Below are 24,784 nucleotides of genomic sequence, written 5' to 3' on the forward strand. Positions count from 1 at the left end.
GGTTGGAACTGACGTACCGCTTCTAATTCTGTGTGATTTTTAAGAGGGAATACCTGTCGTGAACCGCGCAATTGCTCAAGAAGGTGCAGCTGGCATCGCCACTGCGGTGGCTGAAAGTGTTCAGTACCAGGGCCGCAAGGCCAGCCGCCAAGGCAGTGAGCAGCGTAGACAGGACATTCTCGATGCTGCCATGCGCATTGTCGTGCGTGACGGCGTGCGGGCCGTGCGCCATCGTGCGGTGGCCGCCGAAGCCGGTGTGCCCTTGTCGGCCACCACCTATTACTTCAAGGATATCGATGACCTGCTCACCGATACCTTCGCCCAGTACGTGGAGCGCAGCGCGGCGTTCATGGCCAAGCTGTGGGCCAGCAACGAGGGGCTGCTGCGGGAAATGGTCGCCTATGGCGACGGCAGCGCCGCCTCGCGCTCGCAACTGGCCGACGATATCGCGCGTATGACCGCCGATTACGTACGGCGCCAGTTGAGTACCCGTCGTGAACACTTGATGGCCGAACAGGCCTTCCGCCAGGAAGCCTTGCTCAACCCGCGCCTGGCGCAGCTGGTGCGCTCGCACCAGCAGATCCTGCTGCACGGCACTTGCCAGTTTTTCCAGGTCCTGGGCTCGCGGGAGCCGCAGCAGGATGCCAAGGTATTGACGTCGATAATCGGCCGGATGGAATATCAGGGCCTGCTCAACGGCGCCGAGCCGCTGGTGGAAGAAGAGATGCTCGGCATCCTCACGCGCTACATGCATCTGGTTCTGGCTTCGGTCTGAGCCGCCCGGCCTGGCTTGCCGGCTGCGGCCTGGCGGTCGTGGCCCGCGCCAGCGGCTACAGTGATTCTGGTGTTCATGGGAGAGTTGCATGCAAGCCTGGCGCGTCCTGATTGCCCTGTCGTTCCTGCTGCTCAGCGGTTGCCTGGTGGCCTTCAAGGAGCCGCTGCCGGCTGCGCAGGCGGCGCCTGCCCAATTGCTGGGCAAGTGGGCCAGCAAGAATGCCTGGGGCGAGCCGCTGAACATCCAGCTCAGCCAGATCGGCGCCAACCGCTACCGTGCCTCGAGTTACCCAGGCGGCACGGCGCGCCCGCGGGACACCTATGATTTCACCGTGTCCCGGCATGGCAACCGCTGGTACCTGTCAGCGGCGGTGCCCCAGGCTTTTGGCGGGCACTACAGCATTGCCGGCTTCGAGTTGACGGCAAGGCACGAACTGGTGCTTTACACCCTGGACCTGGAACAGATTCGCCAGGCCCTGGGTCAAAAGGCCTTGAGCGGTGAGCCCATGGCCACGGCCGAAGGCGATGGCGTGCTGATCAGCAGCCCCTTGCCCGAGGTCTTCGCCTACCTTGACGACCCCGCCAATTCCGACTTGTTCGTCGAGGCGGCGCGCTTCAAGCGCGTGGGCAAGTGACCCCGCGCTACAGACCCATTCAATAGGAGCTTTTGGTGGACGATTACCAGCAGACGATACGCACCTTGTCCGATCGCATAGTGCTGGCCCAGACACCGATCCGCGTGCTGGATGCGGTGAAGTGGGACGAGAACGTCCGCAAAGGCTTTCTCAAGGCCAAGGGCAAGGAAATGCCGGCGGTGGACCGCGCCTATTACGAGGGGCGGCCACTGTCTTTCGATTCTGGCGCGGTGAAGCTGGAATTCCAGAACATCGAGCGCGACATCACCCGCCAACTGGGCCAGTTCAACCCGGTGGGGCAGATCATGCGCCGCATGTGCAAGGAATACCGCATGGTGGTGCGCATGCTCGAAGCACGAGGTACCGGCGACTTCGGCCTGATCTCGCAGGAGCTGTACGGCGCCGCATCCGATGCCTTCCATGCCGGCGACCCGACCCTGGCGGACCTGGGGCTGATGATGTCCGATTACCTGAACAACATCGACGGTCGGGGCGATCTCAAGGACGAACCCAAGACCCTGAGTGCCAAGGATGCCGTGAGCCTGCTGCAGAGCCGCCTGAACAAGGTGTTCGGCGAGGCGGAGGAAACCATCCGGGTGTTCGAGTCCGACGGTATCGTCGCCGACGCCGCGGCGGGCGCCGACTACATCAAGATCCGCAGCGATGCGATGTTCAACAACCGTGACGTGCGAGCCCTGGAAGTCCATGAGGGGCTGGTGCACGTGGGCACCACCCTGAACGGCCTCAACCAGCCGATCTGCACCTTCCTGGCCAAGGGCCCGCCCTCGTCCACGGTGACCCAGGAGGGGCTGGCGATCCTGATGGAGATCATCACCTTTGCCTCTTACCCCAGCCGCTTGCGCAAGCTGACCAACCGCACCCGGGCCATCCATATGGTGGAGGAGGGCGCGGACTTCCTGCAGGTGTTCGAGTTCTTCCGCGAGCAGGGCTTCGAGATGGCCGAGAGCTACGGCAATGCCAGCCGGGTGTTCCGCGGGTCGGTGCCCACGGGGCTGCCGTTTACCAAAGACTTGTCCTACCTCAAGGGCTTCATCATGGTTTACAACTACATTCAGCTGGCTGTGCGCAAGGGCAAGCTGGAGCAGGTGCCGCTGCTGTTCTGCGGCAAGACCACCCTCGAGGACATGCGCACCCTGCGCCAGCTGGTGGACGAAGGGCTGGTGGTGGCACCCAAGTACCTGCCCGAACAGTTTCGCGACATGAACGCGCTGTCGGCCTGGATGTGTTTCTCCAACTTCCTCAACCACCTGAGCCTGGACCGGATCGAGGCGGACTACTCCAACATTCTTTGACTTCTGCCGGGGGGCGCACATGGACGTATCCACAGACAGCTGTAGCCACTGGCACAGGCTGCGACAAGGCCCGCAGGGCCTTCAGCGCCCATCCGGGTACAGGCCAGGGGGCTGCGGATGAGCCGGCTGCTGAAGTGTTGCGCGGTATTTGCCCTGCTGCTGGGCCTGCAGGGCTGCAGTTCGTTGCTGTTCTATCCCGAACCCGGGCTGCCTTTCACCCCTGAGCGGGCCAGGCTCCAATACCGTGACGTGACCCTGACCACCGCCGATGGCCTCAAGCTGCACGGCTGGTGGCTGCCGGCCAAACCCGGAGTGGCGGTCAAGGGCACGGTGCTGCACCTGCATGGCAACGGCGGCAATCTGGCCTGGCACCTGGGGGGTAGTTGGTGGCTGCCGGAGCAGGGCTATCAGGTGCTGCTGGTGGACTATCGCGGTTATGGCCTGTCCGAAGGTGCACCGAGCCTGCCGGCGATCTATCAGGATCTGGATGCCGCGTTCAAGTGGCTGGACCAGGCCCCCGAAGTGCAGGGCAAGCCATTGATCGTGCTGGGGCAAAGCCTGGGCGGCGCCCTGGCCATCCACTACCTGGTACAGCACCCCGAACGTCAGGCCCAGCTCAAGGCCATCGTCCTCGATGGGGTTCCGGCCAGTTATCGCGATGTCGGGCGCTATGCCCTGAGCACTTCCTGGCTGACCTGGCCGTTGCAGGTGCCGTTGTCGTGGCTGGTGCCGGACACCGACAGCGCGATTCACTCGATGCCGCGCCTGACCGGGGTACCGAAACTGATCTACCACAGCATCGACGATCCCATCGTGCCCCTTTCCAATGGCATCCGTGTGTATCAAGCTGCGCCCCCGCCCAGGGTCCTGCAGCTGACCCGCGGCGGCCATGTGCAAACCTTTGCCGATCCGACCTGGCGCCGCGTGATGCTGCGCTACCTCGATGATCCGCAGCATTTCGACGGGTTGCGCCGCCTGGGGGAGATCCCCAATTACCCGACGCCCCCGAATTCAGCAGTTGAACCTCCAGAGAGTCCGCAATGAGTGAAGAACGCAACGCCATTCCCATGATCATCACCGGTATCTGCAGCATCATCGTCACCGTGGGCAGCCTGTGGTACTACGGCTACCTGCACTTCGCCAAACCGGAGGATGCATTGCTGCTCAGCGACTTCACCATGCTCAAGACCGTGCCCGGCGAGGACTACAAGATCTCTCTGCAACCGGCCGATGAAGTGGCCCAGTGCATCGACGGTGTACTGGTGCTGTTCGACACCCAGCAGAAAGGCCTGACCGGGGTGCTGGTGAACAAGAAGAAGCAGGCCGTGCGCTGCATGGGGCAGGAAACCCCGCAACTGGAGCAGTGATCTGTTCGCCGGCAAGCCGGCTCCTACATGGATAACGGCATAAAAAAACGCCGCCGACCTGAAGAGGTCGGCGGCGTTTTGTCTTACCTGCCTATATAGGCAGGGTGCCCGATCAGTTGCGGCTGACCGACGAACGTGGTGCTACCGGCTGGTTGTCGTTGGAGATGGTGACTTCCACGCGACGGTTCATGGCGCGGCCGGAAACACTGCCGTTATCGGCCACCGGATATTCCTTGCCATAACCCTGGCTGACGATGCGCGCCGGGTCGATACCCATGCGGATCAGAGCCATCTGCACCGAGCCGGCACGGCGCTCGGACAGCGACTGGTTGTAGGAATCGCTGCCGGTGCTGTCGGTGTAGCCTTCGACGATCACCTTGCGATCGGGGTTCTGCTGGAGGAATTGCGCCAGCTTGTTGATGTTCACCAGGCCGCTGGATTTCAGGTCGGACTTGTTGGTGGCGAACAGCACGTCACCGAAGGTCACCAGGGTGCCGCGGTCGGTCTGCTTGGCGTTGAGGCTGTCCTGCAACTGCTTGATTTGCGCGTCGCGGGCATCGAGGATGGCGCGGGCGCGCTGGTCGCCGGCGTCCTTGAGCTTGGCTTCGGCGGTGCGCAGGGCAATGGTTTCCTTGGCCACTTCAACCCGCTGGTTGGTCAGGTAGGCCAGTTGGTCGACCTTCTTCTCGTCGTCCTTGTTCAGGTAGGCCTTGTCGGCCTTGTCCATCCAGTCGGCGGCGTCCTTGGTTTCCAGGGCGGCGACCTTGCTGGCCTGCGGGTTGGCCTGCAGGGCGGAGAAGTTGGTGCGGGCGTTTTCCAGGTTGGCGTTAGGCGGGGTGGAGCAGGCCGCCAGGGCTACGCTCATGGCCAACAGGGCTGGGATCATCAATTGTTTGCGCATAATGGTTCGTCCTTTCAATCAAATACGAGTACGTGGGAATCGGCGGCGGCTTCTTATTGCACGCTACGCATGCCTTCCTGACGCAGTTCCTGAACGCCTTTCTGCGAGTCTTTGAGCGCCTGCTCGGCCTTGGCGGCCTGGGCCTTGCGCTCTGCTACGCGGGCGTCCCACTCGGCTTGTTCAGCCAGGCGACGGGCTTCGTCGTACTTCTTGTCGTGCATGGCAATCTCGGCTTGCTTGAGCTTGTCCTGCGCCGACTTCATTTCCACGGCAGCAAATTCGGTACCGCCTGCGCTCACTGCGCTATTGACCGCAGATTGCGTGACCGCGTACTGCTCGGTGGGCGGGTTCCCGGCACAACCGGCCAGAACCATGCTGCTACCGAGGGCCAGCGCGGCCAGCTTCAGCCCGCGCAGAGAGGTGAACGAGGATTTGGCAGTGCTGATCTTCATGGTCTTCAACTCCATTGGGTAACTCCTGGAAAACATCAAAATCCATCCTGGTTCTGGCGCCGTGACGCTTCAGTGACGACGAGCGCTGATGGCAAAATTTGAAACGGCCGTTCCAGTGATGGCTAATGGGTGTGACCCGAGGCTTTTTTGAATAGTTCAGAGAAAGATGGCGATTGGCCGGAAAAAAATCTGACGCATCGGACAGGGCTCTAGATCGGGAACTTTTGCCGTGCGCAGGGGTATCCCCGACCCTTTGCAGGGCCGGGAAGGATGATTGTCAGGTGACCGCGGGAGTGTGGAAGTTCAGTGCTTGGGCTTGTCGGACTGGCTCGCCAGCAGGTGCAGATGCTGGCGCGACAATGCCAGGAAACGAGGGGTGGGACCCACATCCTCGTACAGTGGATCGCCCTCTTCATCGGTGGCCACGACGTGCTGGCCTTGGATGTAGGGGAAGCTCGCCTCCAGCTCTTCCAGGGCGGCGCCGATCAGTTCGCCGAGCAGTTCTTCGGTCTGGCGTTTGGGGTACATCTCGGAAAGGGCGGCCAGGCGTGCGGCGGCTTCCACATCCAGGTGAATCCGGTAGCCGGTCCGGGTCAGGCGACCCTTGGCGTTTTCTTCCCAGTGTTGCGCAAGTTCACGGATTTTCATGATGACCTCAATGAACACCTGCTCGTGGCAGGCTGGGTTGAGTGGACCGGCCGGGGCCGGTAGGCGGCCCTCGTGCGGCCTATGCTTGAGACTAGCTGCATCGCCGAAGGTTTGGTGCGCTTTGCCCCACGCTTGCTAAGCGAGGTGTGCAGGCGGCACTCTTGAGCCTTCCGTGCCGCCTTGAGTCCGCTGGAGAACACCTCGATGACCGATATTGATGCGCGCTTGCGCGAAGACGTTCACCTCTTGGGGGAACTGCTGGGCAATACCATTCGCGACCAGTACGGGGAGGCTTTCCTCGACAAGATCGAGCAGATTCGCAAAGGCGCCAAGGCCGATCGCCGGGGCTCGCCGGGGGCCGAGCTGAGCGCCAGCCTCGACCAGTTGAGCGAGGACGAACTGCTGCCGGTGGCCAGGGCCTTCAACCAGTTCCTCAACCTGGCGAACATCGCCGAGCAGTATCAGTTGATCCACCGCCGCGACGAGTCGCAGCCGGCACCCTTCGAGGCTCGGGTGCTGCCGGAGCTGCTGGCTCGCCTGCGGGCCGAAGGGCACAGCGCCGATGCTCTGGCCCGGCAACTGGGGCGCCTGGAAATCGAGCTGGTGCTGACCGCTCACCCCACCGAAGTGGCGCGCCGCACCCTGATCCAGAAATACGATGCGATTGCCGGGCAACTGGCGGCCCAGGACCACCGTGACCTCACCAGCGCCGAGCGCGGGCAGATCCAGGAGCGCCTGCAACGCTTGATCGCCGAGGCCTGGCACACCGAGGAAATCCGTCGGACCCGACCCACTCCGGTGGATGAAGCCAAGTGGGGCTTTGCGGTGATCGAGCATTCGCTGTGGCAGGCGATCCCCAATTACCTGCGCAAGGCCGACAAGGCCTTGTTCGAGGCCACCGGGCTGCACCTGCCGCTGGAGTCGGCGCCGATCCGCTTTGCGTCGTGGATGGGCGGCGACCGTGATGGCAACCCCAATGTCACCGCTGCGGTAACCCGCGAAGTGCTGCTGCTGGCGCGCTGGATGGCCGCCGACCTGTACCTGCGGGACATCGACCACCTGGCGGCCGAGCTGTCCATGCAGCAGGCCAGCCCGGCGCTCCTGGCCAGGGCCGGAGATAGCGCCGAGCCTTATCGGGCGCTGCTCAAGCAATTGCGCGAACGCCTGCGGGCCACCCGCAACTGGGCCCACGCGGCGCTCAGCGCGGCGGTGCCGGCGGGCGCCGAGGTGTTGCACAACAACCGTGACCTGCTGGAGCCGCTGCAGCTGTGCTACCAGTCGTTGCACGAGTGCGGCATGGGAGTGATTGCCGACGGGCCGCTGCTCGACTGTCTGCGCCGGGCAGTGACCTTCGGTCTGTTCCTGGTGCGCCTGGATGTACGCCAGGATTCCAGCCGGCATACCTCGGCCATGACCGAAATCACCGATTACCTGGGCCTGGGGCGTTACGAGGACTGGAGCGAGGAGGATCGCATCACCTTCCTGATGCGCGAACTGAGCAGCCGTCGGCCGTTGTTGCCAGGCTATTTCAAGCCCTCGGCGGACACCGCCGAAGTGCTCGCCACCTGCCGCGAAATTGCTGGTGCGCCAGCGGCGTCCCTGGGTTCCTATGTGATTTCCATGGCCGGCGCGGCCTCCGATGTGCTGGCGGTGCAGTTGCTGCTCAAGGAATCCGGTGTGCTGCGACCGATGCGCGTGGTGCCTCTGTTCGAGACCCTGGCGGACCTGGACAACGCCGGCCCGGTGATGGAAAAACTGCTGCACATGCCGGGCTATCGTTCGCGCCTGCAAGGGCCGCAGGAAGTGATGATCGGCTACTCCGACTCGGCCAAGGATGCCGGCACCACGGCTGCGGCCTGGGCCCAGTACCGGGCCCAGGAGCGGCTGGTGGACATCTGCCGCGAGCAACAGGTGGAACTGCTGCTGTTCCACGGCCGCGGTGGCACCGTGGGGCGTGGCGGCGGCCCGGCCCACGCGGCCATTCTGTCGCAGCCGCCGGGCTCGGTGGCGGGGCGTTTCCGCACCACCGAGCAAGGGGAAATGATCCGCTTCAAATTCGGCCTGCCGGACATCGCCGAGCAGAACCTCAATCTCTATCTGGCCGCGGTACTGGAGGCGACCCTGTTGCCGCCGCCGCCACCGCAGCCGGCCTGGCGTCACCTGATGGACGAGCTGGCCAGCGATGGCGTCCGGGCCTACCGCGAGGTGGTGCGGGACAATCCGCAGTTCGTCGAGTACTTCCGCCAGTCCACTCCGGAGCAGGAGCTGGGCCGCCTGCCGCTGGGCAGCCGCCCGGCCAAGCGCCGTGCCGGGGGCATCGAGAGCCTGCGGGCGATCCCCTGGATCTTCGGCTGGACCCAGACCCGCCTGATGTTGCCCGCCTGGCTCGGCTGGGAAGCGGCCTTGAGCAAGGCCCTGGCCCGTGGCGAGGGTGACCTGCTGGGGCAGATGCGTGAGCAATGGCCGTTTTTCCGCACCCGCATCGACATGCTGGAGATGGTGCTGGCCAAGGCCGACGCGGATATCGCCCGCTCCTATGACGAGCGCCTGGTGGAGGCCGAACTGTTGCCGTTGGGCGAGCATTTACGCGACCTATTGTCGCAGGCTTGCGCGGTGGTCCTGGGCCTGACCGGGCAGTCGCAACTGCTGGCGCACAGCCCCGATACCCTGGAGTTCATCCGCCTGCGCAACACCTACCTCGACCCGCTGCATCTGTTGCAGGCCGAGCTGCTGGCGCGCTCGCGCAAGCAGCAGGCGCCGCAAGGAAGCCCCGTGGAACAGGCGTTGCTGGTCTCCGTGGCCGGTATCGCCGCTGGCTTGCGCAATACCGGCTGAGGTGCGAGAGGGCTGCCGGCCAGCTGCGCGGCAGCCCCGATCAAGGCAATTGCGAGGTGTCGTTCTGGTTCATCTGGCGACACTTTGTTGTCGGGTTGCGACTTGTTCTACCCGGCCAATGGGGCACAAAAGGGCCGGGTTCCTCCGACTTTCGACTGCTTGTGTGCGCTGTGTCGGCTGTGTATCTTGATCAGCCTTTGGCCGTTTGGGCGGCCACACCCCCATTTTTGAGATTGGCCCCACGAGGCGAATCCGAGCGTTTCTAAATAAAAAATTGAGGAGCACATCGATGCGCGTAATTCTGCTGGGAGCTCCCGGGGCCGGTAAAGGTACTCAGGCAAAGTTCATCACCGAAAAGTTCGGTATTCCACAGATCTCCACCGGTGACATGCTGCGTGCTGCGGTCAAGGCCGGCACCGAGCTGGGCCTGAAGGCCAAGAGCGTGATGGACAGCGGTGGCCTGGTGTCCGATGACCTGATCATCAACCTGGTCAAGGAACGCATCAGCCAGGCCGACTGCGCCAATGGCTTCCTGTTCGACGGCTTCCCGCGCACCATTCCCCAGGCCGAAGCGCTGGTGAAGGCCGGTGTCGAGCTGGACAACGTGGTGGAAATCGCCGTCGACGACGAAGAGATCGTCCAGCGCATCGCCGGTCGCCGTGTGCACGAAGCTTCGGGCCGGGTCTACCACACCGTCTACAACCCGCCGAAGATCGCCGGCAAGGATGACATCACCGGTGAAGACCTGGTGCAGCGCAAGGACGACACCGAGGAAACCGTGCGTCATCGCCTGTCGGTCTACCACTCGCAGACCAAGCCGCTGGTGGAGTTCTACCAGCAACTGGCTGCCACCCAGGGCAAGCCTAAGTACAGCCATATCCCTGGCGTCGGTTCGGTGGAAGTGATCACCGGCAAGGTACTCGAAGCCCTGAGCTGAGTTGCCTGAGCGTTTGATCGTTGAACGGCCCGCTTGCGGGCCGTTGCTGTTTATAATGCGTCACTTTTTTCAATGCCTATGGAACCCCGAATGAGCACCTTGCTGGCCCTGGACACCGCGACTGAAGCTTGCTCCGTTGCTTTGCTGCATGACGGCAAGGTCACGAGCCATTACGAGGTGATCCCGCGCCTGCATGCGCAGAAGCTGTTGCCGATGATCCAGGAACTGCTGGCCAATGCCGGGGTGACCTTGCAACAGGTCGAGGCCATTGCCTTTGGCCGTGGCCCGGGGGCCTTCACCGGGGTGCGCATCGCCATCGGCGTGGTCCAGGGCCTGGCCTTTGCTCTGGAGCGCCCGGTGCTGCCGGTATCCAACCTGGCGGTGCTGGCCCAGCGGGCTCTGCGCGAGCATGGCGCGACCCAGGTGGCTTCGGCCATCGATGCGCGCATGGATGAAGTCTATTGGGGCTGCTACCAGGAAGTTGCCGGTGAGATGCGCCTGGTGGGCGCGGAAGCGGTATTGCCGCCGGAAGTCGCGGCCCTGCCCGCAGGCTCCAGCGGCGACTGGTTCGGTGCGGGCACCGGTTGGGGGTATGGCGAGCGCATTGCCGTCGAACTCAGCGGCCAGGACGCCGGCATGCTGCCGCATGCGGTCGACCTGCTGACCCTGGCGCAATTTGCCTGGGAGCGCGGCGAGGCGATCGTTGCCGACCAGGCCCAACCTGTCTATCTGCGGGACAAGGTCGCTACTCCCAAGGCCCGTTGAACCCAGAACAAATGTGCGCGGTTATGCGGATAACTCCTGCATACGCCCGCCAATCGTCCGTTTTTTCAGCCTGAACCTGCCCGGTTTTAAACCTTTTGGCTTTTCTGTGTTCTAGTTATCACTTGGGCATTTGCTAAGTCGAAGCGGTGCCGCTAAATTGCCATCATCGACCCCGGGCTTTTCTGTATGCGTATAGACGGCATCTCCTCTCAGTCCTACCCCATCAAGCGCAAGCCTCGCAAAGGCCGTGCGCTGGTAGACGAGTCCCTGGACGATGCCGACGCGATTGAAGTGCAGCCCGAGCCTTCGGCCCAGAGCCGTTCCCAGGCTTCTTCCCCACGTACCGGCAATCTTCCCGCCCGCCCCCAGGACATGATCTTCCAGCGGGCGATGAAAAAGAGCGTGGCCAACGCCCTGGCCAGCTACCTGACCACCGCCGGCTTTGTCGATTGGGATATGGAAGTGGTGGGTCTCGACCTGCATATCTGATGCTGCCTTATTTCCTCGGTTGTCCTTCCTGGAGCGAAAACGCCTGGCGTGAGTACCTGTACCCGGAAGACGCCCGGCCCAATGATTTCCTCGGCCTGTATTGCCAGGTCTTCAACGCCGTCGAAGGCAATACCACCTTCTATGCACGGCCGGCGCCCGGAACCGTGCAGCGCTGGGCCGAGATCATGCCCGAGCACTTTCGCTTTACCGCCAAGTTCCCCGGTGACATCAGTCACGGCGGCGACCTGCGCGAGCAGTTGAGCGCCGCTGAGTCCTTTATCCAGCTGCTCAGCCCCCTGGGTGAGCGGGTGTCGCCGCTGTGGCTGCAGTTGCCGGCCAGCTTTGCGCCCCAGCGTCTGGCGGAACTGGCCGGGTTCATCGATGGCCTGGAGCGGCCGCTGGCGGTGGAAGTGCGACATCCGGAGTTCTTCACCAAGGGCGATGCCGAGCGCATGCTCAACCGGCTGCTGCGCGAGCGTGGCGTGGAACGCATCTGCCTCGACCCGCGGGCCCTGTTCAGTTGCACGTCGACCGCTCCTGCGGTGCTGCATGCGCAGTCGAAAAAGCCCAAGGTGCCACCGCGCCCCGCAGCCTTCACCCAGTTTCCCCAGGTGCGCTTCATCGGTCATCCGGAGCTTGAGGCCAACGATCCTTTCCTTGAGCCCTGGATCGACAAGGTCGCCGGCTGGATCGAAGAGGGGCGTACGCCCTACGTGTTCCTGCACACTTCGGACAACCGTCTGGCGGCCGAACTGGCGCGGCGTTTTCACGCCCGGCTGATGCAACGTTTGCCTGGCTTGCCCGCATTGCCTGAGTTATACAGAGAGCCCGCTGCGGAGCAACTCGGCTTGCTCTGAAGCGCCTTCACGGCCTTCTTCAGGAGCGAGCCAATGGACGCGCAAACCCTTCGAGCCACTGCCTTCAGGGCCCTGCATGAACGTGCCGGAGCCTTCGTCATTCCCAACCCCTGGGATGCCGGTTCGGCGAAGATGCTCGCCAGCCTCGGCTTCGAGGCCCTGGCCACCACCAGCGCCGGCTATGCCTTTTCCCTGGGGCGCCCGGATGCCGAAGGTGCACTCAGCCTGGAGGACACGCTGGACAACGTGCGCAGCATCGTCGGCGCCAGCAGCCTGCCGGTGGCGGCGGACCTGGAAAACGGGTTTTCCGACAGCCCCGAAGGCTGTGCCCAGGCGCTGCTTCTTGCGGCGGCCAGCGGTGTGGTCGGTGCTTCGATCGAGGACGCCACGGGCCATGCCGAGCAGCCGATCTACGATTTCCAGCTGGCGGTGGAACGCATCGAGGCCTGCGTGGCGGCCGTTCGCAGTCTGCCCTTTCCCTTTACCCTGACCGCCCGGGCGGAAAACCTGCTGCACGGGCGTGATGATCTGGCAGACACCATTCGCCGCTTGCAGGCCTTTGCCGAGGCCGGTGCCGATGTGCTCTATGCCCCGGCCCTGGGCAGTGCCGAGGATATCCAGCAGGTGGTGCGGGCGGTGGCGCCCAAGCCGGTGAACGTGCTGATGTCGGGAGGCCTCAACCTCAGCGTGGCGCAACTGTCGGAGCTGGGCGTCAAGCGCATCAGTGTCGGTTCGGCCCTGGCGCGGGCCGCTTACGGAGCCTTCTACCGGGCTGCGCAAGATATCCATAGCCACGGGCGTTTCGATTTTGCCGACCGGGCGATGCCGTTCGGGCAGATCAATCAAATGTTCAAGCAGCCGTGAAACGGGAGTGTCTGTGCGGGTAGTGAAAGTCCTGGGCGCCTTGTTGTTGCTGGGCGCCCTGTTGTTGATCGGTGTCCGCCTGGGCTGGTTGCCCGTCGCGGACAGTTGGAATCCCTGGGCGCCGCTGGACGTGCGGGCCAAGCCCAACCTGTTGACCCGTTTCAAGCTGGCGCGGCTGCGGAATGACCCGCAACTGTGCGACCAGGTGCTGGCGGGCTCGGGTTTGCGTACCAGCCGCCAGCCCGACAGCCGCACGGACGTCGCTTGCCCATTGAGCAATACCCTGCGTGTACAGGGTGGCGACGTGGCCCTGAGCAGCAGCTTTCTCGCCAGTTGCCCGCTGGCGGTGGCCTTTGCCCTGTATGAGCGCCACGGGCTGCAGTCGGCCGCGCAGGCGGTGTACGGCCAGCGGGTGGCGCGAGTCGATCACCTGGGCAGTTTCGCCTGTCGCAACATGTACAGCCGCGAGAGCGGTGCCCGCAGCCAGCATGCCAGTGCCAATGCCCTGGACATCGCCGGCTTTCGCCTGGGGGATGGGCGCAGCATCAGCGTGCTCCGGGATTGGCCCAAGGACAGCAATGAAGGCCGGTTTCTGCGCCTGGCCCGGGATGGCGCCTGTGACGCGTTCAACGTGGTGCTGGGGCCGGACTACAACAATGCCCATCGCAACCACTTTCATCTGGATGTAGGGCCTTGGTGGGTGTGTCGCTGAGGCTGGGCTCAGGCGGCGATGCGCAGGTTCTGCAGGATCAATGGGCGGGCCCAGCCGATATCGAAGTCCATCGCCCGCTGTTGCTCGATGAGTTCCTGAGGCGGGAACGGCTCCGCGGGTTTGTCCAGCAGGTCCAGTTCGAATTCGGCGATCGGCAGGTGCAGTGGGCGGGGCTCCGGCGCAGGGCCTGGAGCAGGAATCGGCTGGCCGGCGTTGAGCACGATCGGGCGTACCCAGCCACTTTCGAAATCCTGCTGGCGCTGCTGGGCCACGATCTCTTCTGGCGGGAAGGGCGGGGCGGGTTTATCCAGCAGGTCCATTTCAAACTCGGCGATAGGCAGGAACAGCGGCTCCGGCGGGCGGACCTCGGTGTCTTGCACGTCGCAATGACGCTGATTGACGATCTGCGCCAGCACATCGCTGCCGCCAGCCGGTTCAACCGGGCCATCGATGGCCACCGCCGGTACCGATTCAACGCTCGCACCTTCACCCCGTTGCTCGGCCAGGGCCTGGGCAAAGAAGTCCTGCCACAGATGGCTGACGCCGCTCAGTGCCTGGGAGTTGCGCAGGCCATAGTCGCCGTGGGGCGAGATATAACCTATCGATGTGCGTTGAATGTCTGACATTGCTCTCGGTCGACGCTTGAGCTCTGGCAAAATGGCCGATAGTCCTGTTATCGGCAGTTTTTGCCGATCATTAATTTTTTGAGTGTGTTTTCAGATGAATGAGCAACCCGCAGCCTGCCGCATCAAAGTCGAGGCCCTGGGCGCCGGATTCGCCCCAGCGGCCGAGCAATGGGCCGAGCGCCTGGGGCTGGCGCTGCAGGTCGATGAGGCCGAGTTCGCCTTGCAAGTGGGGGAGCAGGGCCTGCAGTTGCAGCAATTGGGGCCGGACGCGCCCGGGCCGGTACGGGTGGATTTCGTCGAGGGTGGTGCAGCCCATCGGCGGCTGTACGGCGGCGGCAGCGGGCAGATGATCGCCAAGGCGGTGGGCGTGGCCCAGGGCGTGCGACCACGGGTGCTGGATGCCACGGCCGGTCTGGGCAAGGATGGCTTCGTGCTGGCGACCCTGGGTTGCGAGATGAGCCTGATCGAGCGCCAGCCATTGATTGGTGCGCTATTGGAAGACGGCCTGGCCCGCGCTGCGCAGGACGCCGAGGTAGGGCCTATCGTGGCCCGCATGCACCTGCTCAAGGGCAATTCCATCGAGCTGATGCGCAACTGGCAGGGTGAACCGCCCCAGGTGATCTACCTCGACCCGATGTTTCCCCATCGGGAGAAAAGTGCCCTGGTGAAGAAGGAAATGCGCTTGTTCCGGCCACTGGTGGGCGATGACAACGACGCCCCGGCCCTGCTCGCCGCGGCCCTGGCCCTGGCCAGCCACCGGGTGGTGGTCAAGCGTCCGCGCAAGGCGCCGTGCATCGAAGGGCCCAAGCCCAGCCATGGACTGGAGGGCAAATCCAGCCGCTACGACATCTACCCGAAGAAGGCCCTCAAGGCCTGAGCCCCCTGTAGCAGCCAGCTTGCCGGCGAAGGCGGTCTCTTCAGCCCGCTTCGCTGGCAAGCCCGCTCCTACATCAGCCAGCGCTTGCGCCTGCCGGTTTCTACGGCCGGTAGGCGCGGATGAACAGCGCCACCACTTCCTGCACATGCTCCTCTGCGGCGGCGCCCCTCAAGGGTTCGCCGCAGCCGTAGAGCAGGCGGAAATTCGCCCCGCCCTTGAGCATGCAGAAAAAGTGCTCGGCGGCGTTGCGCGGCTTGTCGATGCGCAGGGTGCCCAGTTGATTGATCTTCGCCAGCAGCCGCTCCATGCCCTGCAGCACCCGTTCGGGACCGGCCTCGATGAAGATCTGCGAGAGCTTGGGGTCCTGGCTGCCCAGCGTCATGATCAGGCGGTGCAGGTTCACCGACTCGTCGCTGTTGATCAGATGGTGAAAGCCCCGGGCGATGTTCAGCAGGACATTCTCCACCGGCGTTTCGGGGGTCAGTTCGTAGATCAGCGTGGGCAGCTGTTCTTCGCACTTGGCCACCACAGCGGCGGTGAACAAGGTCTCCTTGTCATTGAAATGGCTGTAGACCGTGAGCTTTGAAACCCCGGCCTCAGCGGCGACCGCATCCATGCTGGTACTGGCGTAGCCATTGCTCAAGAACAGGACTTTGGCTGCTTCGAGAATGGCCTGGCGCTTGGCCAGATCCTTGGGCCTGCCTGGCCCAACGTTTGCGGAAATATTGTCGGACATTTTTTCGCTGTTAATACTGGACTGGTGAGTTTGCTATTAATAACATACCGGCCAGTATAAATATTCCAAGCACCATTAGCGAAAGGTCGCCGCCATGTTCCGCTATGCCTTGCCAGTCAGCCTGGCTTTTTTTCTGTCTGCTTGTGGGCACGAAGAGCCCGTTCAAATTGGCATTCGGCCGGCCATGGTGGTCCAGCCAGAGCCCTCGGCAAGAGCTTCGGACAGCTACCCGGGCGAGGTGCGCGCCCGCTATGAGCCGGACCTGGCATTCCGTATCGGCGGCAAGGTCAGCCGACGGCTGGTGGAGGAGGGCGAGCGGGTCAAGGCCAACCAGCCCCTGGCGGAGCTCGACCCGCAGGACGTGCGCCTGCAACTTGAAGCCACCCGGGCCCAGGTCACTGCAGCCAGCGCCAACCTCAACCTGGTCCGCGCCGAGCGTGATCGCTACAAGACCCTGCTGGAGCGGCAGATGGTCAGCCATTCCCAATACGACAACGCCGAGAACCTCTACCGTTCCGGCGAAGCGCGCCTGAAGCAGATCAAGGCCGAGTTCGATGTGGCCAACAACCAGGCCGGCTACGCGGTGCTGCGCGCGCCGCAGGACGGCGTGGTGGCCAAGCGTGCGGTGGAAGTGGGGCAGGTGGTGGCGGCCGGGCAGACGGTCTTCACCCTGGCCACCGATGGCGAGCGTGAGGTGCTGATCAGCTTCCCCGAGCAGAACTACGGCCGCTTCAAGGTCGGCCAACCGGTATCGGTGGAGCTCTGGACCCAGCCGGGCCAGCGTTTCGACGGGCGCATCCGCGAGCTGTCGCCTGCTGCCGATCCCAAGTCCCGGACCTTCGCCGCGCGTATTGCCTTCACTGCCGGCAAGGTTCCCGCCGAGCTGGGCCAGAGTGCCCGGGTGTTCATCCAGAGCGGCGATGCGGTGCCGCTGTCGGTGCCGCTGTCGGCGTTGTCCGCGGAAGGCGGGGCGACTTATGTCTGGCGGGTGGATGCCAACAATACTCTGCACAAGACCCCGGTGCGGGTCGGCGCCTTCGGCGAGAAGAGCGTGCCGGTGCTGGAAGGGCTGAGCGCCAGCGATTGGGTGGTGGCCGCGGGGGTGCATGTGCTCCATGAGGGCTTGCAGGTGCGCCCGGTGGATCGCTCCAACCGCGTGGTCAATCTGGCGGCCAAGGAGTAATCCCCGATGGGTTTCAACCTTTCCGCCTGGGCGTTGCGCAATCGCCAGATCGTTCTGTTCCTGATGCTGCTGCTGGCCATTGTCGGTGCGCTGTCCTACACCAAGCTGGGGCAGAGCGAGGATCCGCCTTTCACCTTCAAGGCCATGGTGATCCGCACCAACTGGCCCGGGGCCACGGCCCAGGAAGTCTCGCGCCAGGTCACCGAGCGCATTGAAAAGAAGCTGATGGAGACTGGCGAGTACGACCGCATCGTGTCCTTCTCGCGGCCGGGGGAGTCCCAGGTGACCTTCATCGCCCGGGACTCGATGCACTCCAACGAGGTTCCCGAGCTGTGGTACCAGGTACGCAAGAAGATCAGCGATATTCGGCAGACCCTGCCGCCCGGTATCCAGGGGCCGTTCTTCAACGATGAGTTCGGCACCACCTTCGGCAATATCTATGCGTTGACCGGGCAGGGCTTCGACTACGCGGTACTCAAGGACTACGCCGACCGCATCCAGATCCAGCTGCAACGGGTCAAGGACGTGGGCAAGGTCGACCTGCTGGGCCTGCAGGACGAGAAAATCTGGATCGAGCTGTCCAACGTCAAGCTGGCGACCCTGGGCCTGCCTCTAGCGGCGGTGCAACAGGCCCTGGAAGAACAGAACGCAGTGTCCACCGCCGGGTTCTTCGAGACCCCGAGCGAGCGGGTGCAACTGCGGGTGTCGGGCAATTTCCAGACCGTGGAGCAGATCCGCAATTTCCCGATCCGCGTCGCCGGTCGTACCTTCCGCATCGGTGATGTGGCGGACGTGCGTCGTGGTTTCAACGATCCGCCCGCGCCGCGCATGCGCTTCATGGGTGAAGACGCCATCGGCCTGGCTGTGGCGATGAAGGAGGGGGGTGACATCCTGGTGCTGGGCAAGGCCCTGGAAGGCGAGTTCTCGCGCCTGCAGAAAAGCCTGCCGGCGGGGATGGAACTGCGCAAGGTGTCCGACCAGCCGGCGGCGGTGAAGACTGGGGTGGGCGAGTTCGTCCGGGTGCTGGCCGAGGCCCTGGTCATCGTGCTGCTGGTGAGTTTCTTCTCCCTGGGAGTGCGGACCGGGATGGTGGTGGCCCTGGCGATTCCCCTGGTGCTGGCGATGACCTTCGCCACCATGTACTACCTGGGGATCGGCCTGCACAAGATTTCCCTGGGGGCGCTGGTGCTGGCCCTGGGCTTGCTGGTGGACGACGCGATCATTGCGGTAGAGATGATGGCGATCAAGATGGAGCAGGGCTTCGACCGGATCAAGGCCGCCAGCTTCGCCTGGACCAGTACCGCCTTCCCCATGCTCACCGGCACCCTGATCACTGCGGCGGGCTTCCTGCCGATCGCCACGGCCCAGTCCGGCACGGGCGAATACACCCGTTCGATCTTCCAGGTGGTGACCATTGCCCTGGTGGCCTCGTGGATTGCAGCCGTGGTGTTCGTGCCGTACCTGGGGGAAAAACTGCTGCCGGACCTGGCGAAGATCCACGCCGCCAAGCACGGCGCCGAATCCAATCCCCACGGTACACCCTTCTACCAGCGGGTCCGGCGGGTAGTGGGCTGGTGCGTGGAGCGGCGCAAGACGGTGATCGTCCTGACCATCCTGCTGTTCGTAGGCTCGGTGATGCTGTTCCGTTTCGTTCCCCAGCAGTTCTTCCCGGCCTCGGGTCGCCTGGAACTGATGGTCGACCTGAAGCTGGCGGAAGGCGCGTCCCTGAGCAACACCGCCGATGAGGTCAAGCGTCTGGAAGCCCTGCTCAAGGAGCATGCGGGCATCGACAACTACGTGGCCTACGTGGGCACCGGTTCGCCGCGGTTCTACCTGCCGCTGGACCAGCAACTGCCGGCCACCAGCTTTGCCCAGTTCGTGGTGCTGGCCAAGAGCATCGAGGAGCGTGAAGAGCTGCGCGGCTGGTTGATCGAAACCCTCAACGAGCAGTTCCCGGCGCTGCGCTCGCGGGTCACGCGCCTGGAGAACGGGCCGCCCGTGGGCTACCCGGTGCAGTTCCGGGTCACCGGCGAGCACATCGAGGAAGTCCGCGCCCTGGCGCGCAAGGTAGCGGCCAAGGTGCGAGAGAACCCCCATGTGGTCAACGTGCACCTGGATTGGGAAGAGCCCAGCAAGGTGGTCTACCTGAACATCGACCAGGACCGGGCCCGGGCCTTGGGAGTGAGCACCGCCAACCTGTCGAAATTCCTCCAGAGTTCGCTGATCGGTTCCACCGTCAGCCAGTACCGGGAAGACAACGAGCTGATCGAGATCCTGCTGCGGGGCACCCGCGAGGAACGCACCGAGCTGTCGTTGCTGCCGAGCCTGGCGGTGCCTACCGAGAATGGCCAGAGCGTGTCCCTGTCCCAGGTGGCAACCCTGGAGTACGGCTTCGAAGAAGGGGTGATCTGGCACCGCAACCGCCTGCCCAACGTCACCGTGCGCGCCGACATCTACGGCAAGGAGCAGCCGGCGACCCTGGTGCAGCAGATCCTGCCGACCCTGGAGCCGGTTCGCGCGGAGCTGCCCGATGGTTACCTGCTGGAAGTGGGTGGCACGGTCGAGGACTCGACCCGGGGCCAGAACTCGGTGAAGGCCGGCGTGCCGCTGTTCATCGTGGTGGTGCTGACCTTGCTGATGATCCAGCTGCGCAGTTTCTCGCGCACGGCCATGGTGTTCCTCACGGCGCCCCTGGGATTGATCGGGGTCACCTTGTTCCTGCTGGTGTTCCGCCAGCCCTTCGGCTTCGTGGCCATGCTCGGGACCATTGCCCTGTCGGGGATGATCATGCGCAACTCGGTGATCCTGGTGGACCAGATCGAGCAGGACATCAAGGCGGGGCACAAGCCCTGGGATGCGATCATCGAAGCCACGGTGCGGCGTTTCCGGCCCATCGTGCTGACCGCCCTGGCGGCGGTGCTGGCGATGATCCCGCTGTCGCGCAGTGTGTTCTTCGGGCCGATGGCAGTGGCCATCATGGGTGGGCTGATCGTGGCGACGGCGCTGACCCTGTTGTTCCTGCCGGCGCTGTATGCGGCCTGGTTCAGGGTCAAGAAAACCTAGGAACCGGTATGCGGGAATACATCCTGTAGGAGCCGGCTTGCCGGCGAAGAGGCCCTTGGGGCAGGCGCTTGTCCTGGCGACGTCTTCGCCAGCAAGCTGGCTCCTACAGGTAGCGGGGAGGCTTACAGGGTGCCGAAGACTTTCTTGGCCAGGCTGGTGGCGGCTGCCGCCGGGTTCTGGCGAATGGTTTCTTCCTGCTTGCCGATCATTTCGAACAGGCCATTGAGGGCTTGTTCGGTCACGTAACTCTCGATGTTGGCGCTCTTGGCATCCAGCACGCCGAGCGTCGCAGCCTGGCCGGCGAAGGAGTTGTACTGCTTGGCCAGGCCGACCTGGTCAGTGGCCTGCTTGACGATCGGCAGGAACTTGGCGCGGATCTGCTCGCGGCTGCTCTTGTCCAGGTATTGGGTGGCGGAGTCCTTGCCGCCGGCAAGAATGCCCTTGGCGTCAGCCACGGTCATCTTCTTCACGGCATCCACCAACAGGGCCTGGGCTTGCGGCACAGCGGCCTCGGCAGCCTTGTTCATGCTGGTTTCAAGCTGATCGACCTGGTCGCCCATGCCGAACTGTTTCATTTTTTTCGCGACTTTGCCCAGGTTGCCGGGCAGCTCGATGCGCACCTCGGGGTTGTTGCTGAAACCACCTGGGGTGCCCAGCTGTTTGACGGCGATCTGCGCACCCTGGGTCAGGGCATCTTTCAGGCCACCGCTGGCGTCACCCTGGGACAGGTCGCTCAGGGACAGGGCCAGGGCGCTGGCGGAGATCAATAGGCCAGCGCACAGGCTGGTGAAACGAAGCGAAGTACGGAGCATGGCGGCTTCCTTGTGCAATAAGAATTAACGAACAGCGTCGACCCGCAGCTTCAAGGGCTGCGGGTCGCTGCCGTCGAGTTTAACGGCGTTGTTTTCGGTGGTGATGAAGACCAGCTGGCCAGCCACTTCAATCCGCGCGCTGACCGAATAGCGGTGGCCGGGCTTGACCTGGGCCGGGTCGTAGCTGAGGTGAAAGGGCAGCGGCACCTGGCCCTTGACCGGACCGCTCTGCTCGGCCAGGACCACGGCAGGGGCGTCGGCCAGTGACACGTCCTGCAGGCTCACGCTCAGGGTGGCGGCCGGAGGCAGGGCGATGCGCTGCAAGTAGAAGACTTCGCCGTCGAGGCTGGCCTTGGCAGCGGGATTCATGGACTGGCAAGCGCCGAGCAGCGCGGTGGCGGCCAGCAGGCTGAGCTTTTTCATCGCGGATCTCCGTATCGAGGGCGCCGCAGCTGCTCCGGCGCCCGTAAGAATCTAGTCGTTTTGCGCAGGTGCCGCGAGCTGGTCGGCGGCGTCTTCGCTGCGGTGCAGGGCGACCTGGCGGATCGACAGGCGAATTTCTGCCGGCAGCACGCGCTTGGCGGCACCTTCGGCCAGCTCCCCCAGCGCTTCGTGGTAGCTCAGCTTGCCGGCTTCGTCGCGGCGCAGCACACCCTGGTCCAGCAGGGTCTGGATAAAGTGGCGGAACAGGCTCTTGTCGAAGAACTCCGGGGCATTGAGGCCATGCAGGATCGACAGGCGCTGGGCCATGACCGTGCACAGGTCTTCCAGCTCCTCGGCGCTGATGCTGTTCTGGCCGCTGTTGAGCAACAGGGAAATAGCCATGTAGAAGCGTTGCAGGGTCTGGGCAATGCTCTTGGACAGCAGGGTCAGCAGGACGAAATGCCGCGAGCTCGGGGCCGGACGCTGGTACAGGTCCTTCTCGAAGCGCAGCAGGCCCTGTTCGACAAAGGCCTCCAGCCACTGGTCCACCACCGCGTCCAGCTCATCCAGCGGCCAGCGGATGAACAGCTCCGATTGCAGGTAGGGATAAAGCGCGCGGGTATAACGCAGGATCTGTTCGCGGCTCATGCGCGACGAGCTCTGGAAGAAGCTCGCCAGCAACGCCGGCAGGGCGAAGATGTGCAGCACGTTGTTGCGGTAGTAGGTCATCAGGACGGCGTTCTGCTCGTCCAGGTAGAGGATCTTGCCCAGGGCGTCGCTCTGTTCGGCCAGCAGGTCCATGTCCTTGACGTGCTGGATCAGAGCCCGGCCGTCGCCTTCGGGCAAGGTGGTGTGGGGCGAGTAGGGCACGCGACGCAGCAGTGCCAGGTACAGGTCCAGGACCCGCGCCATGGCGCGGTCGTCCAGGGCCAGGCGGGTGGTGGAAAGCAGGGCCAGGGCCACCAGGTTCACCGGGTTGATCGCCGCGGCTTCGTTGAGGTGCTGGGCCACCCGCTCGCCGAGACGGTTGGTGGTTTCATTGAGCCAGGCCGGGCGGTACTGCGGGCCCAGCTCCTGGGTCCGCCAGTCCGGCTGTTCCTGGTCGAGGAATTCCGCCAGCTTGATCGGTTCGCCGAAGTTCACCGCCACCTGGCCGAAGCGCTGCTTGAGGGCGCCGATGACCTTGAAGATGTCGAAAATCGACTCTTTCTTCTTACTCGCGCCGCGCAGCTCGCCCAGGTAGGTCCGGCCTTCCAGCACCCTTTCATAGCCGATGTACACCGGTACGAAGACGATGGGCATGCGCGAGGAGCGCAGGAAGCTGCGCAGGGTGATTGCCAGCATCCCGGTCTTGGGTTGCAGCATGCGCCCGGTGCGCGAACGGCCGCCCTCGACGAAGTACTCCACCGGGAAACCCTTGGTGAACAAGGTGTGCAGGTATTCGTTGAACACCGAGGTGTAGAGCGGGTTGCCCTTGAAGGTGCGGCGCATGAAGAAGGCCCCGCCGCGACGCAGCAGGCCGCCGATCACCGGCATGTTGAGGTTGATCCCGGCGGCGATGTGCGGCGGGGTCAGGCCGTTGCGAAACAGCAGGTAGGACAGCAGCAGGTAGTCGATATGGCTGCGGTGGCAGGGCACGTAGATCACTTCGTGGCCCTGGGCGATCTTCTGCACGCCTTCGAGGTGGTTGACCTTGATCCCGTCGTAGATCTTGTTCCAGAACCAGCTCAGCACCACTTCCAGGAAGCGGATCGCGGTGTAGGTGTAGTCCGAGGCGATCTCGTTGCCGTAGCGCAGGGCCTGGGCCTTGGCTTTTTCCGGGGAAATCTTTTCGCGCTCGGCCTCGTCGAGGATCGCCTGTTTCACCAGGGGCTGGTTCAGCAGGCCCTTGACCAGGTTGCGCCGGTGGGAAATGTCCGGGCCGATGACCGCAGCCTTGAGGTTGCGAAAGTGCACCCGCAGGATGCGCTGGGCCATGCGCACGGTGCGCTCGTGGCCCTTGTTGTGCTCGATCAGCTCGCGCAGGTTGATCGGTGCGGAGAACTGCACCCGGGTCTTGCGTCCCAGGATCATGATGCTCAGCAGCCGGCGCAGGCGCCCGGTGACCGCCCAGCTGTCGGCGAACAGCAGCTTCCACGGGCTCGATTCGCTGTCCGGCGACTGGCCCCAGAATACGCTGACCGGAATGATCTGTGCATCTTCGGCGGCATTCTGGGTCAGGGCGCTGACCAGCCGGGTCAGGGTCGGTGGCGCCCCGCGCTTGTCCTGGCGACCAAGCCAGTCGGGCTCCGGGGTCAGGTAGAAGAAGGCCGCCGGTTCCAGCAGGTTGCCCACCGACACCGGCAGTACCGGACGTGGCAGCCCAGCCTTGGTGCATTCGGTATCGACCACGGCGAGATCGGTCAGGGACGGGTTTTGCAGGACGTAGAACACCGGTCGGCTGCGGTCGAGGTCGAGGGTGAAGGACGACTGGTTGATGGTTTCCGAGCGGACCCAGAGGTACAGCAGTCGGCGCAAGGTGCCAAACACAAGACGGCGGATCGGGGAGCGGGTCATACGGCTTCTGCGTGAGTGAGTAGAAAACCGAGCAACTGCTCGGGGCCGGTAGTGTGCCGGATTCGCCGAAAATCGGCAAAAAAGCGCCGAAACAAGATTGAGTTGAGAGTTTTTACGCCTGTCATATACTCGGCCGACTCTCCCGCGGTCGTATCGCTTTCACTCATAGAGAGGCAGGCTGGGGGAAAGTTCTCAGGGTTTGGTTGCAGTGCGCCAATCCAATAATAAAAAAATGAGGTATGGATTCATGACTACTCGTGAGACAGGCAACGTGAAGTGGTTCAACGACGCCAAGGGCTACGGTTTTATCCAGCGTGAAGGCGGGGCGGACGTATTTGTCCACTACCGGGCGATCCGTGGCGAAGGCCACCGCTCCCTGACCGAAGGCCAGCAGGTGGAATACGCTGTGGTCGAAGGCCAGAAAGGTCTGCAAGCCGAAGACGTCGTCGGCCTGTAACCCACCCTGTAGGAGCTGGCTTGCCAGCGAAGGCGCCCGTCTATCGAACGCAAGTCTTGAAGGCCTCTTCGCCGGCAAGCCGGCTCCTACGGGTATGCACTGTTCAGGCAGTGCGCCAGGTAATCTCTTCTTCACCGTCGGCGCTGATGCGAATCCAGCGATCGGCGGACTCTTCACCCTCTTCCTCGACCCAGCTGCCCGGTGCGCAGCGCACCTCCACATTCAACGCGGCAAAGGCGGCGCGGGCGCAGGCGATGTCGTCATCCCACGGGGTCTGGTCGCTTTCCAGGTACAGGCTGTTCCACTTGCCCACGGCCTTGGGCAGCCAGGTCACGGGCACCTGGCCTGCGGTGCATTTGTAGGTCTGGCCTTTTTGTACCCAGTCGCTGCACGGGCCAAGCACGGCGCCAAGCCAGGCGGCGATGGCCTTGTAGTCGACGTCGGCGTCTTTCAGGTAAATCTCGATATCGGGCTGGCGCATGGATGTCCTCATTGCCGGTCT

25 protein-coding genes are annotated in these 24,784 nt (G+C 63.8%); 16 read left to right on the forward strand and 9 right to left on the reverse strand.

Annotated elements, in window-relative coordinates; all coding sequences use genetic code 11:
- The first annotated feature begins 58 nt into the window (after nucleotides 1–58).
- From AC1RMG_RS08825 to AC1RMG_RS08845, 5 genes are all read left to right on the forward strand, one after another.
- Nucleotides 59–775, forward strand: coding sequence for a TetR/AcrR family transcriptional regulator (locus tag AC1RMG_RS08825; RefSeq protein ID WP_011059487.1), 717 nt, complete (start codon nucleotides 59–61; stop codon nucleotides 773–775).
- A gap of 88 nt (nucleotides 776–863) precedes the next feature.
- A complete protein-coding gene (locus AC1RMG_RS08830) occupies nucleotides 864–1,409 on the forward strand; it encodes a hypothetical protein (RefSeq protein WP_011059488.1) in 546 nt (181 codons plus the stop codon).
- Between the two features lie 35 nt (nucleotides 1,410–1,444).
- Nucleotides 1,445–2,722: a flavohemoglobin expression-modulating QEGLA motif protein gene (locus tag AC1RMG_RS08835; RefSeq protein WP_011059489.1), complete on the forward strand. Its 1,278-nt coding sequence runs from the start codon at nucleotides 1,445–1,447 to the stop codon at nucleotides 2,720–2,722.
- A 117-nt stretch (nucleotides 2,723–2,839) separates the two neighbouring features.
- Entirely contained in the window at nucleotides 2,840–3,766 is a 927-nt protein-coding gene (locus AC1RMG_RS08840) for an alpha/beta hydrolase (protein WP_125062624.1), read from the forward strand.
- The gene (locus tag AC1RMG_RS08845; protein ID WP_011059491.1) at nucleotides 3,763–4,089 is read left to right on the forward strand and encodes a PA3694 family proteiin; all 327 of its coding nucleotides are present in this window, start codon (nucleotides 3,763–3,765) and stop codon (nucleotides 4,087–4,089) included. The genes AC1RMG_RS08840 and AC1RMG_RS08845 overlap by 4 nt, the downstream gene beginning before the upstream one ends.
- 112 nt (nucleotides 4,090–4,201) lie before the next feature.
- On the opposite strand, the gene lptF is transcribed toward AC1RMG_RS08845, so the two are convergent.
- The 3 genes from lptF to AC1RMG_RS08860 all read right to left on the reverse strand — a co-directional run bounded on the left by lptF (nucleotide 4,202) and on the right by AC1RMG_RS08860 (nucleotide 6,090).
- Complete coding sequence (lptF, locus tag AC1RMG_RS08850) at nucleotides 4,202–4,990, reverse strand: lipotoxin F family OmpA-related lipoprotein LptF (protein ID WP_011059492.1); 789 nt, start codon at nucleotides 4,988–4,990, stop codon at nucleotides 4,202–4,204.
- Between the two features lie 53 nt (nucleotides 4,991–5,043).
- The gene (locus AC1RMG_RS08855; protein WP_011059493.1) at nucleotides 5,044–5,457 is read right to left on the reverse strand and encodes a DUF4398 domain-containing protein; all 414 of its coding nucleotides are present in this window, start codon (nucleotides 5,455–5,457) and stop codon (nucleotides 5,044–5,046) included.
- A 288-nt stretch (nucleotides 5,458–5,745) separates the two neighbouring features.
- Nucleotides 5,746–6,090, reverse strand: coding sequence for a hypothetical protein (locus AC1RMG_RS08860; RefSeq protein ID WP_015634311.1), 345 nt, complete (start codon nucleotides 6,088–6,090; stop codon nucleotides 5,746–5,748).
- Between the two features lie 204 nt (nucleotides 6,091–6,294).
- On the opposite strand from AC1RMG_RS08860, the gene ppc reads away from it, so the two are divergent.
- From ppc to AC1RMG_RS08895, 7 genes are all read left to right on the forward strand, one after another.
- Entirely contained in the window at nucleotides 6,295–8,925 is a 2,631-nt protein-coding gene (gene ppc, locus AC1RMG_RS08865; protein ID WP_011059495.1) for a phosphoenolpyruvate carboxylase, read from the forward strand.
- Nucleotides 8,926–9,214: 289 nt separating this feature from the next.
- On the forward strand, nucleotides 9,215–9,862 hold the full coding sequence (gene adk / locus AC1RMG_RS08870; RefSeq protein WP_015634313.1) for an adenylate kinase: 648 nt from the start codon (nucleotides 9,215–9,217) through the stop codon (nucleotides 9,860–9,862).
- A gap of 90 nt (nucleotides 9,863–9,952) precedes the next feature.
- A complete protein-coding gene (tsaB, locus tag AC1RMG_RS08875) occupies nucleotides 9,953–10,627 on the forward strand; it encodes a tRNA (adenosine(37)-N6)-threonylcarbamoyltransferase complex dimerization subunit type 1 TsaB (RefSeq protein WP_152685980.1) in 675 nt (224 codons plus the stop codon).
- Nucleotides 10,628–10,813: 186 nt separating this feature from the next.
- Nucleotides 10,814–11,116, forward strand: a complete 303-nt coding sequence (locus AC1RMG_RS08880) for a hypothetical protein (RefSeq protein ID WP_015634315.1) — start codon at nucleotides 10,814–10,816, stop codon at nucleotides 11,114–11,116.
- On the forward strand, nucleotides 11,113–11,973 hold the full coding sequence (locus AC1RMG_RS08885; RefSeq protein WP_026020060.1) for a DUF72 domain-containing protein: 861 nt from the start codon (nucleotides 11,113–11,115) through the stop codon (nucleotides 11,971–11,973). The genes AC1RMG_RS08880 and AC1RMG_RS08885 overlap by 4 nt, the downstream gene beginning before the upstream one ends.
- Before the next feature lie 33 nt (nucleotides 11,974–12,006).
- Entirely contained in the window at nucleotides 12,007–12,837 is an 831-nt protein-coding gene (locus AC1RMG_RS08890; protein WP_065364557.1) for an isocitrate lyase/PEP mutase family protein, read from the forward strand.
- Nucleotides 12,838–12,850: 13 nt separating this feature from the next.
- Entirely contained in the window at nucleotides 12,851–13,549 is a 699-nt protein-coding gene (locus AC1RMG_RS08895) for an extensin-like domain-containing protein (protein WP_210693584.1), read from the forward strand.
- 8 nt (nucleotides 13,550–13,557) lie between these two features.
- Here AC1RMG_RS08895 and AC1RMG_RS08900 read toward each other — a convergent pair whose 3' ends face one another.
- A complete protein-coding gene (locus AC1RMG_RS08900) occupies nucleotides 13,558–14,175 on the reverse strand; it encodes a hypothetical protein (protein WP_015634318.1) in 618 nt (205 codons plus the stop codon).
- A 94-nt stretch (nucleotides 14,176–14,269) separates the two neighbouring features.
- Here AC1RMG_RS08900 and AC1RMG_RS08905 point away from each other — a divergent pair, with 94 nt between their 5' ends.
- Nucleotides 14,270–15,052: a class I SAM-dependent methyltransferase gene (locus tag AC1RMG_RS08905; RefSeq protein ID WP_011059503.1), complete on the forward strand. Its 783-nt coding sequence runs from the start codon at nucleotides 14,270–14,272 to the stop codon at nucleotides 15,050–15,052.
- A 100-nt stretch (nucleotides 15,053–15,152) separates the two neighbouring features.
- Here AC1RMG_RS08905 and AC1RMG_RS08910 read toward each other — a convergent pair whose 3' ends face one another.
- Nucleotides 15,153–15,788, reverse strand: a complete 636-nt coding sequence (locus tag AC1RMG_RS08910) for a TetR/AcrR family transcriptional regulator (protein ID WP_011059504.1) — start codon at nucleotides 15,786–15,788, stop codon at nucleotides 15,153–15,155.
- A 94-nt stretch (nucleotides 15,789–15,882) separates the two neighbouring features.
- Between AC1RMG_RS08910 and AC1RMG_RS08915 the strand changes: the two genes are divergently transcribed.
- Together AC1RMG_RS08915 and AC1RMG_RS08920 are read left to right on the forward strand one after the other, a co-directional pair.
- Nucleotides 15,883–16,971, forward strand: a complete 1,089-nt coding sequence (locus AC1RMG_RS08915) for an efflux RND transporter periplasmic adaptor subunit (RefSeq protein ID WP_011059505.1) — start codon at nucleotides 15,883–15,885, stop codon at nucleotides 16,969–16,971.
- Between the two features lie 6 nt (nucleotides 16,972–16,977).
- Entirely contained in the window at nucleotides 16,978–20,034 is a 3,057-nt protein-coding gene (locus tag AC1RMG_RS08920) for an efflux RND transporter permease subunit (RefSeq protein ID WP_493168975.1), read from the forward strand.
- Between the two features lie 122 nt (nucleotides 20,035–20,156).
- Here AC1RMG_RS08920 and AC1RMG_RS08925 read toward each other — a convergent pair whose 3' ends face one another.
- From AC1RMG_RS08925 to plsB, 3 genes are read right to left on the reverse strand one after another with little or no spacing between them, the layout of a single operon-like run.
- On the reverse strand, nucleotides 20,157–20,846 hold the full coding sequence (locus tag AC1RMG_RS08925; protein ID WP_011059507.1) for a DUF4197 domain-containing protein: 690 nt from the start codon (nucleotides 20,844–20,846) through the stop codon (nucleotides 20,157–20,159).
- 24 nt (nucleotides 20,847–20,870) lie between these two features.
- Nucleotides 20,871–21,269: a YbaY family lipoprotein gene (locus tag AC1RMG_RS08930; protein ID WP_011059508.1), complete on the reverse strand. Its 399-nt coding sequence runs from the start codon at nucleotides 21,267–21,269 to the stop codon at nucleotides 20,871–20,873.
- Between the two features lie 51 nt (nucleotides 21,270–21,320).
- The gene (gene plsB, locus AC1RMG_RS08935) at nucleotides 21,321–23,825 is read right to left on the reverse strand and encodes a glycerol-3-phosphate 1-O-acyltransferase PlsB (RefSeq protein WP_011059509.1); all 2,505 of its coding nucleotides are present in this window, start codon (nucleotides 23,823–23,825) and stop codon (nucleotides 21,321–21,323) included.
- Between the two features lie 247 nt (nucleotides 23,826–24,072).
- On the opposite strand from plsB, the gene AC1RMG_RS08940 reads away from it, so the two are divergent.
- Nucleotides 24,073–24,282 (forward strand): cold-shock protein, encoded by a 210-nt coding sequence (locus tag AC1RMG_RS08940; protein WP_011059510.1) that lies wholly within the window; start codon nucleotides 24,073–24,075, stop codon nucleotides 24,280–24,282.
- Between the two features lie 103 nt (nucleotides 24,283–24,385).
- Here AC1RMG_RS08940 and AC1RMG_RS08945 read toward each other — a convergent pair whose 3' ends face one another.
- Nucleotides 24,386–24,763 (reverse strand): hypothetical protein, encoded by a 378-nt coding sequence (locus tag AC1RMG_RS08945; RefSeq protein ID WP_011059511.1) that lies wholly within the window; start codon nucleotides 24,761–24,763, stop codon nucleotides 24,386–24,388.
- Nucleotides 24,764–24,784 lie beyond the last annotated feature (21 nt).

The organism is Pseudomonas sp. GW822-FHT04H02, from assembly GCF_058800645.1.